Annotated in this window: 9 protein-coding genes; all 9 read right to left on the reverse strand. The window is 36.6% G+C overall.

Translation table 11 applies throughout. The features are described from left to right. Window positions 1-50 precede the first annotated feature (50 nt). A complete protein-coding gene (locus EZ449_RS11275) occupies window positions 51-1,199 on the reverse strand; it encodes a prolipoprotein diacylglyceryl transferase (protein ID WP_131558747.1) in 1,149 nt (382 codons plus the stop codon). Between the two features lie 468 nt (window positions 1,200-1,667). After that, the gene (gene mtaB / locus EZ449_RS11280) at window positions 1,668-2,990 is read right to left on the reverse strand and encodes a tRNA (N(6)-L-threonylcarbamoyladenosine(37)-C(2))-methylthiotransferase MtaB (protein ID WP_131558749.1); all 1,323 of its coding nucleotides are present in this window, start codon (window positions 2,988-2,990) and stop codon (window positions 1,668-1,670) included. Between the two features lie 174 nt (window positions 2,991-3,164). Then, window positions 3,165-3,734, reverse strand: a complete 570-nt coding sequence (locus EZ449_RS11285) for a UbiX family flavin prenyltransferase (RefSeq protein ID WP_131558751.1) — start codon at window positions 3,732-3,734, stop codon at window positions 3,165-3,167. 381 nt (window positions 3,735-4,115) lie between these two features. After that, entirely contained in the window at window positions 4,116-8,153 is a 4,038-nt protein-coding gene (locus EZ449_RS11290) for a two-component regulator propeller domain-containing protein (protein WP_131558753.1), read from the reverse strand. Window positions 8,154-8,205: 52 nt separating this feature from the next. Further along, window positions 8,206-9,282 (reverse strand): cellulase family glycosylhydrolase, encoded by a 1,077-nt coding sequence (locus tag EZ449_RS11295; protein ID WP_131558755.1) that lies wholly within the window; start codon window positions 9,280-9,282, stop codon window positions 8,206-8,208. Between the two features lie 47 nt (window positions 9,283-9,329). After that, window positions 9,330-10,376, reverse strand: coding sequence for a glycoside hydrolase family 43 protein (locus EZ449_RS11300; protein WP_205942990.1), 1,047 nt, complete (start codon window positions 10,374-10,376; stop codon window positions 9,330-9,332). 1 nt (window position 10,377) lies between these two features. Then, window positions 10,378-11,469, reverse strand: a complete 1,092-nt coding sequence (locus tag EZ449_RS11305) for a glycoside hydrolase family 43 protein (protein WP_225872291.1) — start codon at window positions 11,467-11,469, stop codon at window positions 10,378-10,380. A 54-nt stretch (window positions 11,470-11,523) separates the two neighbouring features. Further along, window positions 11,524-13,059 (reverse strand): RagB/SusD family nutrient uptake outer membrane protein, encoded by a 1,536-nt coding sequence (locus EZ449_RS11310; RefSeq protein WP_205942991.1) that lies wholly within the window; start codon window positions 13,057-13,059, stop codon window positions 11,524-11,526. A 16-nt stretch (window positions 13,060-13,075) separates the two neighbouring features. Then, window positions 13,076-16,243 carry a SusC/RagA family TonB-linked outer membrane protein gene (locus EZ449_RS11315; RefSeq protein ID WP_131558759.1) on the reverse strand — a complete coding sequence of 1,056 codons (3,168 nt, stop codon included), beginning with the start codon at window positions 16,241-16,243 and terminating at the stop codon, window positions 13,076-13,078. Window positions 16,244-16,425: the final 182 nt, after the last annotated feature.

Raw genomic sequence — 16,425 nt, forward strand, 5'->3', positions numbered from 1 at the left:
AAAAACCTTTACAGGTTGTTGGAGTTAAAATGAACTTATTGTCCAGAAAATTAGGCCAGTTTATTTTTGTTTCTTAAGGCATAGACACTTAACGCAATACCGCCAATAACTAAGAAAGTCGAGATCATTTCAGCTTGAGTAAATGATAAGCCAAAAACATGGTACTTAGAGTTAACACGATATAATTCGATACAGAAACGTTCAACACCATTCAATATCATGTAGATACCAAACATCAAACCTGGTGCTTTTATTTTATCTCTAATGCTCCATAAAAAAGCAAATAGTATTAAGCAGACGATAACCTCATAAATTGGTGTTGGGTAAACACCTTGCGCCAATTCATTACAAAATTTGCCACTACAGCCTGGGATTGGAATTCCCTCGCCTACCACGTTATTTGGGTATTTGTAAGACCACAACCAATCTGGCAGCCAAGAAAATGGTTTTGGGTTTGGATTCACAATTCCCCAATCTCCATCACCAGATAAATGGCAACCTATTCGTCCGACTGCGTAAGCCAGCATCATTCCGGGTCCACCTACATCAAGCATGTGAAGTGGCCTAATCCCATTTCTTTTAGCGATAATTAATACTGCAGCACCACCGCAGATTAAGCCACCATAAAATGTTAAACCACTAAAGGATAGAAGTCGTTCGATTGGGTGTGCGACAAAATCATCCCAATACTCCAAATTATCGAAAAACTTAGCACCTAAAAAGCCCCAAATTGCTGCCCAAACAATTAAATTACTCATCAATTGATAAGGATGAACAGTAACCTCTACTTCTTTTGTTTTCGCTAATTTATGCTTGTCTTTTTCTTTATAATCCCAATAGGCAAATAAGCCAGCGAAAAACAAGCCGCCAATAATATTCCCTTTGGTTGACATTAAAACTGATTGTGCATCGTTAACAAACAATTTATAATTCACTAACGCATAAACCAACTTGTAGCCAATAATGAAACCAAAAAGGCCGTTCATAATCATCTCTGAAGTAGTTGCTGACTTACCTACAACAACAATTTTCTTGAATGGATGCAACACACCCAAGGCTTCTTTCCGTTGTAATTCTTTAGTAAATGCCCAATAGCCAGCAACAAATGCAAGCGCTACAAAAACGCCAAATGTGTTAAATGGCAAGGGCAAATTAATCCCAAATAAGTATTCTAAAAAATGTGAAACGGTAGGAAACATAAAAAATATTTGTTGCGAAGATAGGAAAGAAAGCTGAAAGACTAAAGGCCAAAGATTACGGATTAAAGACCAAAGCTGAGAGCGTGTAAGAAGTCTTACTTTTAAGATTTCGAGGAGAGATTTTTTATTTAAAAACTTAAATTTTTTACTTGGAAAGCAATGTTCGGCTTTTCATTGGCTATACCTGCCCTGCTCTATGCTTTATTCGCATCAGCCAGAAAAAGGCTAATGCTCATGTTCGCTCCGATCCGGTTTAAAATGGGGTATTTCTGTGGGTCTTGGCAAGATATCAAGAGCAAGCCAAATTTTAGAGTGGTGCCCGGAGTAAAATAAACGGGATAGCAGCGATATCCTTTTTGTTTGTAAAAACTTTAATTATGATTACTAACAATGACAAAAAGATTTAGCGAATAGCCCGCCTAACCTTAAAAGGTGTTAGACAAATGCTTTTCAGAAAAATAATTCAGTTTAATGATGAGCGTAAGCTGTTTCCAGTTCTGCAACATCTACTTCTCCATCGGCAGTAAGTTCTAAAAGCTTTACTGCTTTTAACTCGTTAACCATTAATGGATCGTATTTAGCTCGAACCTTAACATAGTTTTTGGTAAAACCATGCATGTAACCCAATTTATGATCGGCCTCGAAAAGGACCTCGGCATTAGCGCCAATTTGCGACTCATAAAATGCCCTACGTTTTTTATCAGAAAGAATGTGAAGCATTTTATTTCGGTCATTACGTTCGCTGCCCGCAACTTTATTTTTCATCTCGGCAGCGGCAGTTTGCTCACGCTCAGAATAGGTAAATACGTGTAAATAGGAAATATCGAGTTCGTTTAGGAACTTGTAGGTATCGAGAAAGTCTTCTTTAGTTTCGCCTGGAAAACCAACGATAACATCAACGCCAATACAACAGTTCGGCATCACTTCCTTAATTTTAGCAACACGCTCTACGTATAAATCACTACGGTAACGACGGCGCATTAAGCCTAAAATTTTATCGGAACCAGATTGTAAAGGAATATGAAAATGCGGTACGAATCTTTTAGAAGTTGATACGAATTCGATAATCTCATTACTTAACAGATTTGGCTCGATTGAAGAAATACGGATTCTTTCGATTCCCTCTACCTCATCTAAGGCTTTAATTAAATCGAAGAATTTATCCTCACGCTCACCATCACGAATACCAAAATCGCCAAGATTCACTCCCGTAAGCACAATTTCCTTAACACCACTTTCGGCAACCATTTTAGCACGATTAACTACGTTTTCAATGGTATCGCTACGACTTGCGCCACGAGCCAATGGAATAGTGCAGTAAGTACAAGGATAATCGCAACCATCCTGAACCTTTAAGAAAGTACGCGTTCTATCGCCAAAAGAATAAGATGCAATGAAGTTATGATTTACCTTTTCTATGCTTTGTTGATGCACAATAGCTTTTGGCTGCTTGGTTAAGTCGGTAATATATTCCACAATCCTGAATTTTTCTGCAGCACCTAAAACCATATCAACGCCTTCAATTTCGGCAATTTCTTGTGGTTTTAATTGTGCATAGCAACCAACGATGGTTACAAAAGCATTTGGAGAGTATTTTAATGCCTCCTTAACAACCTTGCGGCATTTTTTATCTGCATGATCGGTAACCGAACAAGTGTTGATTACATACACATCAGCTTGATCTTGAAATTCTACCACAGCATAACCTGCATCGGTAAATAAACGACCGATGGAAGATGTTTCTGAGAAATTTAATTTACAACCTAATGTATAAAATGCGACCTTTTTCATTGAGGCTGCAAAGATAGGAAAATAGATTTGACTATGAAGATAGGAGATTTAAGATAAAAGGTAAATTACAGTTAGATAACAATTAAGCCGGGCATTTGGAGTATGTTAAACGGTAAGGTATTCGTATGAAATTGGAAAAAATATTTTGGGCTTTCTAAACTCTAAGCCTCCTAACTATTTCTCCTGCCAACGATAACTTTCCTGCTCAAAGCCAGCCAAATCTAACACGCGACTAACCACTGTTCCAGCAACTTCTTCTATAGTTTTTGGCAAGCTGTAAAAAGATGGGTTTGCAGGGCAAATAATTCCTCCAGCCTCGGTTACCGTTTTCATATTATTGATATGAATTAAGCTGAATGGAGTATCACGAACTACTGCTAGTAATTTTCTTCTTTCCTTAAGTATTACATCAGCAGCTCTAGAAATTAGATCGTTAGAAATACCATGGGCGATTCGGCCTAATGTTCCCATAGAACAAGGAATAATAATCATGGTATCGTATTTGGCAGAACCAGACGCAAAAGGTGCATTAAAATCATTCTTATTGTAAAAAGTATAGTCTTGGTAGTGGTTATAATCTTCATTATCGAGTTCGAATTGCCAAACCTCTTTAGCATTATCGCTCATTACCACCCCTACTGCTTCAATTTGATCTTTTAGTTCTAACAACTGATCGAATAAAACCTTTGCATAAATAGATCCGCTTGCTCCGGTAACTGCAACAACTACTTTCTTTTTAATCATATACAAAAATAAGCTTTATATAGAAACAATTAACAAAAAAGGGCCAGAACAAAGTTCTGACCCTACATCTACCTATGAAAAACATACCCTCGAAAGGGTAAGAACAAATATATATAATTTTTTAAAAAAAGATAATGGTGAAGTGTTAAATCGTACAAATCACGAACATAAATTTAACATAATTTGCAAAACCCTGATTATCAGTAAAATAAAAAATATAAAAATTGAAACAATTTAAAGTAATGGCAAATTTTGATCTAAAAATAGATGCTTTTGGTAATTATTTTGTAGAATTAATAAGTATTATTGTAGAAAAGCATACAGATTTGGTTAATAAAGTCACTTAAAAAAAATATTAAATTTATTATCACGCCATCGTGATCAATTTTGGTCTACAGCGTTATTTCTCTTATAATTATCAGAAAACTCTGTTGGTGTTAGCTTAAATTGTGTGTAAAAACATTTTGAAAAATAGGAATGCGAACTAAAACCAACCATATAACCTATTTCTGAAATATTATATTCTTGTTGCGTTAAAAGTTTTGCCGCAGCCTTTAACCTAATTAACCTTACAAATTCATTCGGCACATAACCTGTTTTCGCTTTTACTTTCTTATACAAGCTAGATCGGCTTAAACCCAGCTCTTTGCCTAGATCTTCGATTGATAATTGTGGATCGGAGATTCTTTCTTCAATAATTTCCGTGATTTTATCAAGAAACTTTTTATCACGATTGCCGCTGATTAAAATATCTGTACCCTCGAAAGGATTTTGGGCAAAACGTTGTTTTAAATTGGATTGTAGTTCAAGCAGGTTTTTGATAATCAAAGAAAGCTGTTTCCACTTAAATGGCTTTGAAATATACGCATCTGCACCACTTTCCAAGCCCTCAATTTCTGCATCGGTATTTGTTTTTGCGGTAAGTAGAATTACGGGTAAATGACTATAATTGATATCGTTTTTAATTGTTTTACACAATTCGATGCCATCCATAATTGGCATCATTACATCAGAAATTACAATATCAACATGATATTTATCCAGCTGTTTTAAGGCTTCCTTACCATTTTTCGATCTTAAAGTATGGTAACCTTCAGCAACGAAACTCTTAAATAAAAACTCCAGTAAAGATGGATCATCCTCCACAACCAATACGGTTTGCTGTCCTTCGGCTTCATCAATAACATCTTCAGACTCTGACCCCATGCCTACTTCATTTTGTTTAAATGGAATGAGCACCGTAAATGTGGTTTTAACGCCTTCTTCACTTTCTACTTTTAGCAAGCCGCCGTGTTTTTCACTTAGCGATTTTGCCAAGGCAAGTCCGATACCAGTTCCACCGAGGTTGGTGTATTGATGTTCTTCGGTAGAAACCTTGAAGAATTTTTTGAAGATTGAGTCTAGCTGTGTTTTCGGAATCCCAATTCCATCATCTTCCACGCTAATAGAAATCATCTTTTCTCCGTTTTCGCTTACATCAAGATCATTAATTTTAATTTCCAATTTCTTACGAGCAAACTTGAATGCATTTATGAGCAGGTTACTCAAAATTTTCATTAAGGCTTCAGGATCTGCATTTATATCGAGTTTTTTAAATTCACTGCTCACCGAAAATTCCAATCCTCTTTTAATGGCAATCGGCGAAAATCGATCACGAATGGTATTGATCAAATAAATTAGCTCGATTGGCTCGGGATGAATCTCAAAAATATCACTTTCAATTCGACGGAAATCGAGTAATTGATTGACCAGTGTAAGCAGGCGATCAGAATTCTCCTCCATTACCTGCAGTTGATCCAAACTATCTGGATCTTTTTCCTTTTTGGAAAGAAGTCTTTCCAATGGCGCAATAATCAGCGATAATGGCGTTCGGATTTCATGCGCCATTGCAGTAAAAAACTCAATCTTTTGTTTATAAAAATCTTGCTCACTCTTATTTTTTAAACGCTCTAACTTAATTTCATTACGCTTCTGTTCTTTATTGTAAATATATCTTCGCAACAAAACTGCGGTTACTACAAGAATAATAAAGTAGAAAATATATGCAGGAATTGATTTATAAAAAGGTGGTAGAATTTTGATCTGAATAGTAGAAATTTGAGGTTTAGAAAGCCCTAAATCATCTACAATTTTAACTTTAAAAACATAATCTCCTGCAGGAAGATTGGTGTAAGTCGCCTTTCTTTGGCTCCCAACATTATTCCAATTTTTATCAAATCCCTCCATTTTAAAGGCATATTGAATTTTGTTGGGTGCAATGAAACTTAGTGAGGCATATTCGATACTTAGAACAGATTGATCATGATTTAAAACAATTTCATTTGCATAATTAATGGACCTTTCCAGAGGACTTTTGCCATCATTAATAGCCAGATCCTTATTGAACAACTGAAAATTGGTAAACGATATTTGGGGAATAGAAACACTGGATTTAACCTTATTTGGGTAAAATGCATTAAAGCCGTTGATGCCTCCAAAATATAACTTACCAGAAGAATCTTTGTAATAGGCCTTGTAATTATACTGCTGACTTTGAAGATTATCCCACTTACCAAAGCTTCTTTTGCTTTTAGATTTTGGATCGAACTCGAAAACACCATTGTTGGTAGAAAACCACATTTTACCGGCATCATCTTTAATTATCCCATAAACTACCGCACTTTTTATCCAATTTTCATCATCGTAAACCTTAAACTTTCCTGTTTTCTTGTTTAAAACATTTAGCCCGCTGCCATCGGTTCCTAACCATAAATTACCTTGATCATCATCGAGCATACAAATGATTTTGTTTGAGCTGATGGAACCAGCCTTTTTTGAATAAGCATATTGAGTGAGCTGATTATGCTCATCCATTCTAATCAAGCCATTATCGTAAGTTGCTATCCAAATGATATTATCCTTATCTTGATAAACTTGATAAATGCAGCTTTTCTCGAGATTTTTTCCCTTTATTCTGATAAATCTATCGTTTGCTTTATCGTAAAGATTAAGTCCAGAAATTGTAGAAACCCAAACCCTACCCTGCCTGTCTTCATCAATGGAATAAACACTGTTATCGCTAAGCGTATTGGGGTTGTTGGGATCACTTTTATAACGCTTAATTTTTCCTGTTACTGGGTTTAAAATATTTAATCCGCCAGTGTACATCCCTATCCAAATATTTTCAGTTTTGTCTTTATATAAACTGTGGATATTGTGATATGATAAACTATCCTGACCAGCAGAAAATGGGAATTTTTTAAAGGTTTTATCAGTTGCATTGAAATAATTTAGGCCACCATCTTCGGTACCCACCCAAATATTACCGGGCTTTGCTTCTAAAAAAGCGCTTACGGCATTCCCTGATAAGGAATTTTTTACACCCGATGGATAATAAAACTCAAAACCCAAACTGCTTTCGTGGTAATAATTTAAGCCCCCAAAATAAGTTCCAGCCCAAATGCCACCCTCTTTGTCTTTAAAAACATTGTAAACTGCATCATCGTTAATGCTAAAAGGGTCATTATTTTTATTTTGATAGACTGTAAACCGTTGATTTTTAAGATCAAAAATATTCAACCCCTTTTCTGTTCCTAAATAGAGGAAACCAGGTTTTGGTTCATAGATTGCCCTAACAATATTATCGCTGATGGAATTGCTAGTAGATTTTTGATAAACTTTAAAAGTATCAGAATTTTTAAGCCAAACATTTAAGCCGCCCGCCATTGTGCCAATCCAAATGCTTCCACTACTGTCTTTGTACAAATCCAAAATAACATTACTGGATAACGATCCGCTAGTGGTAGAAGATGTGTAACGCCGAATTTGGTTATGATGTGGATTTAGAACATCAATACCTTTCCCGTAGGTTCCAATCCAAATATTTCCATCATTATCTTGTAGCAGTTTAGAAACCTCGTTTGATGATATTTTGAGTGTTGATGAAACAGAAAAATTATTGATTTTTTTTGTATTGGTGTTGAAGCAAAAAACGCCTCTTTCTTTAGTAGCAATCCAAATAGCTCCGTCTTTCGACTTAATAATATCGTTGATAAAAATGTTTTTAAGTGGGGCAAATAAGGCAAATTTCTCCGTTTCCAAGTTGAAGATATAAATTCCCTCATCAGTACCTATCCAAAACGTTTTAGCATCATACCTAAATATTTTTCTGATGAAATTATTCCCCAAGCTACCAACAACCCCTTTTTGATATTGGAAAGATTTGAAGTTGTAACCATCAAATCTGCTTAAGCCATATTTGGTTCCGAACCACATATAACCCTGATCATCTTGCTCGATATCCCAAATAGTATTGGCGCACAAACCATCGGTAACGGTATAGTGCCTAAAAAATATTTTTTGTGCAAGTGCTGGCTGAACTGCAAAAAAGCCAAAAAAAAGTAGCAGGGCTAATGCCCTGCTTAATTTTTTAATTATCATACATGGTTAGGATCAATAAAGACAATATAGCGATCTTTATACAGCTGACCGATTATTTAATATCATTTAGTTTTTTAATCAAATCAGTTTCTTCTTTTTTGTAAGGCGCTCCATCTTTACGGAAAACCTCATGAAACCATTCTTTTGGTTCTTCACCATTTTTTAATGGGGTATCCCAAGCGTACTTTGTATTTGATTTTCCATCTACTAAACCCCAGTTAATAGCACCAATATTTTCTTTCTTCAGCATTGGCATTACATTTTCGAAACGACTACCACGAGTTCTGGCCATGTATTCTGTACAAATCATTGGTCTGCCGTGAGATTTTAGCATATCAATTACCCTTTGATGCCATTGTGGTTCTTCATAATCGTGGTATGTTATTACATCAGAATTTAATGCTTGAAATGCGTTTAACTCTTCATAATCCCAAGCCCAAAGACCAGCGCTAATGGGTTGGGTAGGATTTACCGCTCTTGCCCAGGTGAACACACTTTTTAAAAGTGGCAATGAAGTTGTAAGCTTGCCAGAATTTCCTGGTTCGTTGTATAAATCCCATAAAAGAATGCGTTTATCAGATTTAAAACGGGTCATTACATCTTTAACATATTTTTCAAGAGCAGGGAAATTTGCTGCTTCCTTGGAATTAGGATCTCCAGGATCTTGAACCCACCCAGAGTTATGTATCCCTAGTTTTGGCTCAGGTTGTTTTCCTATTTTGGCTTCCTTATTCCAGCAATCATCAAAAAATACAAAGACAGTTTTGATTTTGTGTTTATCGGCAATGGCCAAATATTGATCGATTCTTTTCTTAAAACCTTCTTTATCTTGCGTCCACGCTAAACTGTGCAGGTACACCCTCATGGTATTGAAACCAATGCTTTCTGCCCAGCCAAGTTCTTTATCAATTGTAGTAGGATCGAAAGTATCTGCTTGCCACATTTCCAATTGATTAATCGCTGTACTTGGCAAAAAATCGGCTCCATTTATCCATTTGTATTGTTTATACCAAGCATTGGCCTTTTCTATGGACCATACATTGCCAACTATTGGCGTTGCAGTTTGAGCATTTGCTGTTGCCGTAAAAAACATGCCGACTAACAGTAAATATTTGAAATACTTTTTCATTGTGTAATGTTTAGAATGATTGAATAATCAGCTTATGCCGACAATAATTATTTTTTTTGTGAAGGTATATTTAATTCTTGATTAGCCTTAACGGGGATTCCGAAATTCGGGGAACCGTCTGCATTCCAAGTAAATTTTTGTGCCCTTGGCGAACGTTTTCCACCGCAGCCCTGCCCAGGAGCAGAATTAGCATGGTAAAGAATCCAATCTTCCTTTCCATCAGGCGATTTAAAGAATGAATTATGGCCAGGCGCATATACTCCATTTTCAGGAGATTGCTTAAAAACTGGTTGCGTACTTTTTTCCCATGAAGAAACATCTAAAAGATTTTTTCCTTTCAAAGTTAACATGCCTAAAGCGTAAAAATCTGTCCAACATCCACTAGCTGAATAAATTAAGAAAACCTTTCCCTTATTGATTAAAATTTGCGGACCCTCGTTAACATCTACATGTGGAGGATTGCCAGCGTCATTCAAGTCGCCATGTTTTTCCCATTCGAATTCAGGAGAAGAGATTTTATGTCTTTCACCATCAATCGTCCAAGGGTTTTTCATTTTAGCGATGAAAATTTCTTGCTTTTGGTTGATGTCTCCCTCCCAACCTGCCCAAATCATGTAAAGCTGATTTTGATAAGTAAATACTGAACCATCAATGGCCCATTTATTAGTCGCATCGCCCACTTTGCCCTTGAAAACCCAATTTCCTTTAAGAGGATCCTTACTTGAATTTTCCAGTACATACATACGATGGTTGTTATTGTTACCATCATCGGCAGCAAAATAAACATACCATTTACCATTAATGAAATGAATCTCTGGCGCCCACAATTCTTTAGAATAAGCTTTGCCAGCTGGAGGAATAAAAATCGTTTTCTTTTCGGCAGTCTTTAAATCTGCTAAGTTTTTCGTTTTCCAAATCACCAATCGGTTTTGCATAGAATTGGTGTAATAGTAATAGCCGTCTTTATAAATACTCCATGGATCGGCTCCTGAAGGCAATAAAGGATTGGTAAAAGTTTGGGCAAAACTGAATTGAGCACCAAACAATATGAAGCATACTAAGCTAATTTTAAGGAGGATTTTTTTTCTTACCATTTTATTTTTCTCCAGATGGTTTAGCGATTTGTAATCCGGTGGCTACAGGCTGGCCAAAATTCGGACTTCCATCTGCATTAAATGTAAATTTTTGCATTCTTATGTTTCTTTGATCTGCACAGCCTTGGTTGGTGGCAGAATTTGCATGGTAAATAATCCAGTTTTCAGTTCCATCTGGAGATTTAAAAAACGAATTATGGCCCGGACCAAAAGCATTACTTTGAGGCTGTTTGGTAAACACAGGCTGAGTAGATTTTGTCCAATCAGCTTTAACCAATGGATTTCCACCTACTTTTAAATTCATCATTCCCAATGCATAATCGTCTGTTCCACAAAAACTTGCAGAATAAATTAAAGACGCCTTATTATCAGAAGAAACCAATACTTCCGGACCTTCGTTTACGCCAAATCCATTTTTTTCCCAGCTAAATTCTGGTTCCGTTAATTTCGTTGCCACGCCCTCTAAGGTATAAGGATTTGTCATTTTTGATATGTAAATATTTTGTGTCAAATTAACGTTCGTTAAATCTGGTCTTCCACACCAAAGAAAATATCTGCTCCCGCCCGATTCGAAAACCGTTCCATCGATTGCCCAAAAATCGGCACTAGTACTAAATATTTTTCCCTTATCTACCCAAGTTCCGGTAGTTGGATCGGCACTGCTATTTTCTAGAACCCATGTTCTTTGGCTAATATCGGCCCCATTACCAGCAGTGTAGTAAATATACCATTTGCCATCAAGATAGAATAGTTCTGGTGCCCAAACATTTCTTGAGTTTTGGCCGCCAGCTGGTGGTGCATAAACTGTTTTTGGTATAGATGAGCTCAATTTAGACATTGCTGTGGTTGTCCACAAATTAATTGAGCTACCATTGGTTTGCAAATAATAATAAACACCATCTTTTTGAAACACCGAAGGATCGGCACCATTCATTAATGGATTTGAAAATGTGCTTACCGTTGTTGGGGGATTAACGGGAACTTCTGGAGTTGGTGTACTTGATTTCCCGCAGGATAGAGATGCGGAAATGATCATAAATCCAAAAATCAGACGGTAAAGTTTGATTTTCTTGAGTTTTAGATTGTTCATCATAGGTATTTGATATTGATAAAAGCTAGCGACGATAAGGTCGCTAGCTTTATAAAATTAGTATTTAGGATTTTGCTTTAAATTAGAATTCAAATCTATATCGGTTTGTGGAATAGGATACAATTCGTGCTTACCAACAATAAAGCCAGAAAAATCTGCATCTCTTGAGGCCAAACCTGGACCTAAATCTCCCCAACGAGCTAAATCTGCCCAACGCCATCCTTCGCCGGCAAGTTCGGTAAGTCGTTCATGTTTTAATTGGGTTAAAAATTGAGTTTGATTTAGGCCTGGTTTAGCAACTGTTAATGTCGCTAAGCCAGCTCTTTGTCTTACTCTATCCACAAAAGGATAAGCTTCAGCAGTTCTATTCAAACCATTTAAACACTCCGCATACATCAACAAAACATCGGCATAACGAATTAAGCGATAATTATTTGGAGAACGAAAACCTTCTTGATTTTTCCAATGATCGTTTAACAATTTACGAAACCAAACGCCATTCGCATCAGGTCCCGTTCCGTAACGGCTTTGGAATGTTTGTCCATACACAATTGTAGCAGTTGGACCAGCTGGGTTTGCGTTATTAAAAATAAACGACGCAGCTAAACGCGGATCTTGAGCATTTGTAGTTGTTTTTTCCTGCAAAAATTCGTCAACCACCCACCTACGTGCAGCTCCATCGGAGAAGCCTACACCTGGAGGTGCAAAAAATTGAGAAATAGAAGTTCCGGTATTATTGATTCTCGATTCATCCGTATCATCATCTGTACTCTCGGATAAGTTTTCGCTGAATTGAATTTCAAAAACAGACTCGCTATTATTTTCCTTAGTGATAATAAAGTTATCACGATAATCTGCTGTTAAACTATAAGTAGAACTTCCGGCACCAGTTACTAAATATGAAAATGCATCTGCAGCTTGTTGATACATTTTCTGCTGAAGATAAGTTTTCCCTAAGAGTGCGTAAGCAGCACCTTTTGTAGCTCTTCCTAAATCAGTAGCTGGATAGCTCACTGGTAAATCCGCAATAGCCTCATTTAAATCTTTTGCTACTTGAGCATAAGCTTGTTCTGTTGTTGCATTGGCAGGCACATCTCTTGGTTGAGATGGTTGCAACATTAATGGTGGCCTGCCGTAATACAATGTTAAATTGAAATAAAACAACGCCCTTAGGAATTTCGCTTCCGCAATTATTCTTTTTTTACTGGTATCATCCATGCTAATTGCGGGTACATTTGTAATCACTTGATTAGCTCTGAATACGCCAACATATAAGGTAGCCCAAGTCTGTGCAGTTAAACCGTCGTCATAGTTGGTTTGATTGAAACGCATAAGGTTATTTAATCCTCCGTCTCCTCCAGAGCCGAAGCCCTCATCAGATTTTAAAATTCCATGATAGAACATCCAACGAGAATATAAACTTGCCGTGCGGTAGAACGTGCTATAAACTGCGTTAATTCCTTTAGTAGCATCTGCTCCATTTTTCCAAAAACTTACTAAAGTTGGTGCGTTTGGATTATCCATTTCAAAATCTCTCTTACATCCCGAAATGGCTATAAATGATGCAGCTAATATGATTATGTATTTTTTCATGATTGTTATATTTTAATTAGAATCCTACACTTAAACCAAAAGAAATAATTCTAGATGAAGGATAATTTCCATTATCTACACCTGGCTCAAGGTTAGCGTTTGCGCCAACAACATCAGGATCTAGCCCGCTATATTTTGTTATGGTGAATAAATTCTGTGCACTTACATATAGGCGAACACTGCTGATATTTGCTTTGGAAATAAGTTTTGTTGGGAAGCTGTATCCCAATTCTACATTACGCAATCTTAAGAATGAGCCATCCTCAACCCAACGATCTGTGTTTCCTCTTGCGTTTTCATTTATGCCTCTATCGTTAGCCGCAAATTGATATCCTAATCTTGGGAAAGTCGTATCAGTATTGGTTGGTGTCCAAGGATTAATGTCTTTTCTATAGTTGGAGTTGCCATAACTATCTAACTCCCTCAATACATCGTTGTATAATTTTTGCCCAAATGCGCCATAAAGTTGTAACGAAAGACTAAAGTTTTTATAGCTAGAATTGAACTGCAAACCTGTGGTAAATTTCGGAAAAGCTGACCCAGCAAAAACACGATCTTTATCATTAATATCATCGTTTGTTCCACCATCAACTGTGTTAACGTAACGAATATCTCCCGGTTTTGCGTAGGCACTTTGTGCTTTGTGTGCATTAATTTCAGCTTGGTTCTGAAAGATACCATCAGTTTTTAAAACATAATATTCACCAATTGATCGTCCAACTTGTGTTCTGGTATTACCTGATTGAATATAGTTTTTAGGCTGGCCAGTTTCGGCATCTATACCTAAATTACCCAATGATAAAACCTTGTTTTTGACTGTACTAATATTCCCTGCAATATCCCATTTAAAATCACCGTCTAATTTCGGACGATAACCTACATTTAACTCTATACCCTGATTTTGGACTGAACCAATATTAACGAGAGGTGTTGGCCCTAGATTGCCTACATAAGCCGGTAATGGCGGGTTAAGTAAAACATCCTTTGAGATTGATCTGAAAATATCAAAATTAACAGTTAACCTATTATCAAAAAGCCCTGCATCGAAACCCAAGTTGGTTGTTTTTTTCTCTTCCCATCTTAAATCTCCTGATGCTAATCTTGATTGTATTGCTCCAGGATAAGTTGTTTGACCAGTTCCAAATACAGCATCTGGCGCTTGATTAAGTACGCCGATATATTCATAGTTGGCCAATGTATTAATCCCTAATATACCAAATGAGCCTCGTAATTTTAGATCTGAGATCCAATCAACCTTAAAGAAATCTTCTTTAGAAATTCTCCAGCCTAACGCTGCTGATGGGAAATATCCAGTCTTGAAATCTTGAGAAAAACGTGAATCCTTATCTGCCCTAAAAGTTAGTGACACGAGATATTTATCAGCGTATGCATAATTAAACCTTCCCAAATAAGAATTTAAAAGGTATTTAGACAAATTACCTGATGAGTTTCGCCCGTCGCCTGATGTAGTAGTTAACGTCGTAAAGTAATCATTACCAGATTGTGTTAGCCTAACTCCGCTACCAAATGTATTATCAGTTTGTGTAGTTTGTTCTGTGTAACCAACTACACCATTGATGCTGTGCTTACCGAAATTGTAATTATAATTAAGTGTATGTTCTAAAAGATAACTCAGGAATTGACTGCGATTATCACTTAGCTGACTAAAATCTGGCGACTGGTTTTGATACCATGACCCATCTTTTCTAATTGACTTGCTTTTATCAAAACTAGTTTCTATACCTGCGTTAAACTTGTAGTTTAAACCATCGATAATTTTGAAATCTACATACGCATTTCCTAAAAGCTTGGCAAAGTTCGATTTTACTGAAGTGATGTTTGCAATTGCAGTTTGATTACGAGAAAATGTATTGATGCTTGCATTCGAGCCATAACCCCAACCGCCTGGATTGTTAGTGCTAATTAAGGCATTATCCTGAACCGGAATTAAGGGTACGCTGCTAAACATATCATACCATGGATTGCCAGCAAATGCGCCACCTTGAAATGGAGATCTTGAAGTAGATGATGAAAAAGCAATGTTTTCTCCAAATTTGAATCTTCCTTTGGTGGTTTCTGTATTTACCCTAAAAGATGCACGTTCGAATTCTCTTGCTATTAAAACACCTTTATCCTTAAAATAACCGCCAGAAATTAAATACTTAGATCCGTTACCACCACCAGAAATGCTGGCATTGTAATCCTGTACAGATCCCGTTCCAAGTGTTTCATCTACCCAGTCGGTATTTACTCTCCCATTGTAATTCGCAACGCCTGGCTGAACCGCCATTCCAGAATTTTGATATGCCTTAGTATTGGTTGCCGCATATTCTGCCGCATCCATCATATCGTAAGTTTTTGGTACTTGAGAAATACTATATCTCGATGTGATCGAAATTTTAGCTGGCCCTTCCTTACCTTTTTTAGTGGTGATTAAAATTACACCATTACCTGCTCTAGAACCATAAATTGCTGCTGCAGAAGCATCTTTCAAAATTTGGATATCTTCTACATCATTTGGGCTAACCGTAGTATTAGGATCAGCAATCATTCCATCGATAACATAAAGTGGACTTGCATTACCAAAAGTTGCTAAACCACGGATATTTACAACAGCTTCTTGACCTGGCGCACCGCCATTTCTTACAGCAACCCCTGGCGTTTGCCCTTGCAATGCCTCTGGTAAAGAGCGTGAGACCAATTTTTCTGTATTTCCAGTATTAACTGAACCAGTTGCACCAGTTAAATCTTTTCTTCTGATGGTTTGATAACCGATAACAACAACATCATCTAAAGCTGTATTAGATGATTCCAAGGCAATATTGATTGTTGTATTTGATCCAACAGCAACTTCTTTAGCTGTATAACCAATATAGTTAAAAACAAGTGTTGAGTTTTCTGGTACAGAGATGCTGTACCTTCCGTTTACATCGGTTACTACAACTTTATTACCACCTTTTAAACTTACCGAAACGCCTGGTAAAGTTTCTCCAGATGATGCAGTTACGGTACCTGTAACTTGAATATCAGCTTTATTTTTTTTGATTTCAAAGGCATTTTTATTAATCGCTTGGGCGTAATTTGGAAATACCATCGCCGCTGCAACTAGCGGTAAAATGAGTATCCTCTTAAAATTACTTACCTGATGATTATGAAATACATTAAGTAAAATTTCTTTTTTCATAATTGATTTACATTTGATTTTGGTTAGTAGATGGATTGGGTGAAAGATCTGCGACGAGATCATTCATTAGCATACATGACTGGCTCCTTTTCATGACATGAGTTATAAGTTAATATTTGGTTAGTTAGTGTGCTAAATTTTTGGATCATTTACCACATAGCAATTTTAGAGAATTAGCAGAC

Source organism: Pedobacter frigidisoli (assembly GCF_004331675.1).
Lineage (GTDB): Bacteria > Bacteroidota > Bacteroidia > Sphingobacteriales > Sphingobacteriaceae > Pedobacter > Pedobacter frigidisoli.

Bases quoted from the DNA above. Each gene is read 5' to 3' on its own strand.
- EZ449_RS11300 (WP_205942990.1), bottom strand. From the start codon at position 10,376: ATGGTAAGAAAAAAAATCCTCCTTAAAATTAGCTTAGTATGCTTCATA.
- EZ449_RS11295 (WP_131558755.1), bottom strand. From the start codon at position 9,282: ATGAAAAAGTATTTCAAATATTTACTGTTAGTCGGCATGTTTTTTACG.
- EZ449_RS11310 (WP_205942991.1), bottom strand. From the start codon at position 13,059: ATGAAAAAATACATAATCATATTAGCTGCATCATTTATAGCCATTTCG.
- EZ449_RS11290 (WP_131558753.1), bottom strand. From the start codon at position 8,153: ATGATAATTAAAAAATTAAGCAGGGCATTAGCCCTGCTACTTTTTTTT.
- mtaB (WP_131558749.1), bottom strand. From the start codon at position 2,990: ATGAAAAAGGTCGCATTTTATACATTAGGTTGTAAATTAAATTTCTCA.
- EZ449_RS11285 (WP_131558751.1), bottom strand. From the start codon at position 3,734: ATGATTAAAAAGAAAGTAGTTGTTGCAGTTACCGGAGCAAGCGGATCT.
- EZ449_RS11305 (WP_225872291.1), bottom strand. From the start codon at position 11,469: ATGATGAACAATCTAAAACTCAAGAAAATCAAACTTTACCGTCTGATT.
- EZ449_RS11315 (WP_131558759.1), bottom strand. From the start codon at position 16,243: ATGAAAAAAGAAATTTTACTTAATGTATTTCATAATCATCAGGTAAGT.
- EZ449_RS11275 (WP_131558747.1), bottom strand. From the start codon at position 1,199: ATGTTTCCTACCGTTTCACATTTTTTAGAATACTTATTTGGGATTAAT.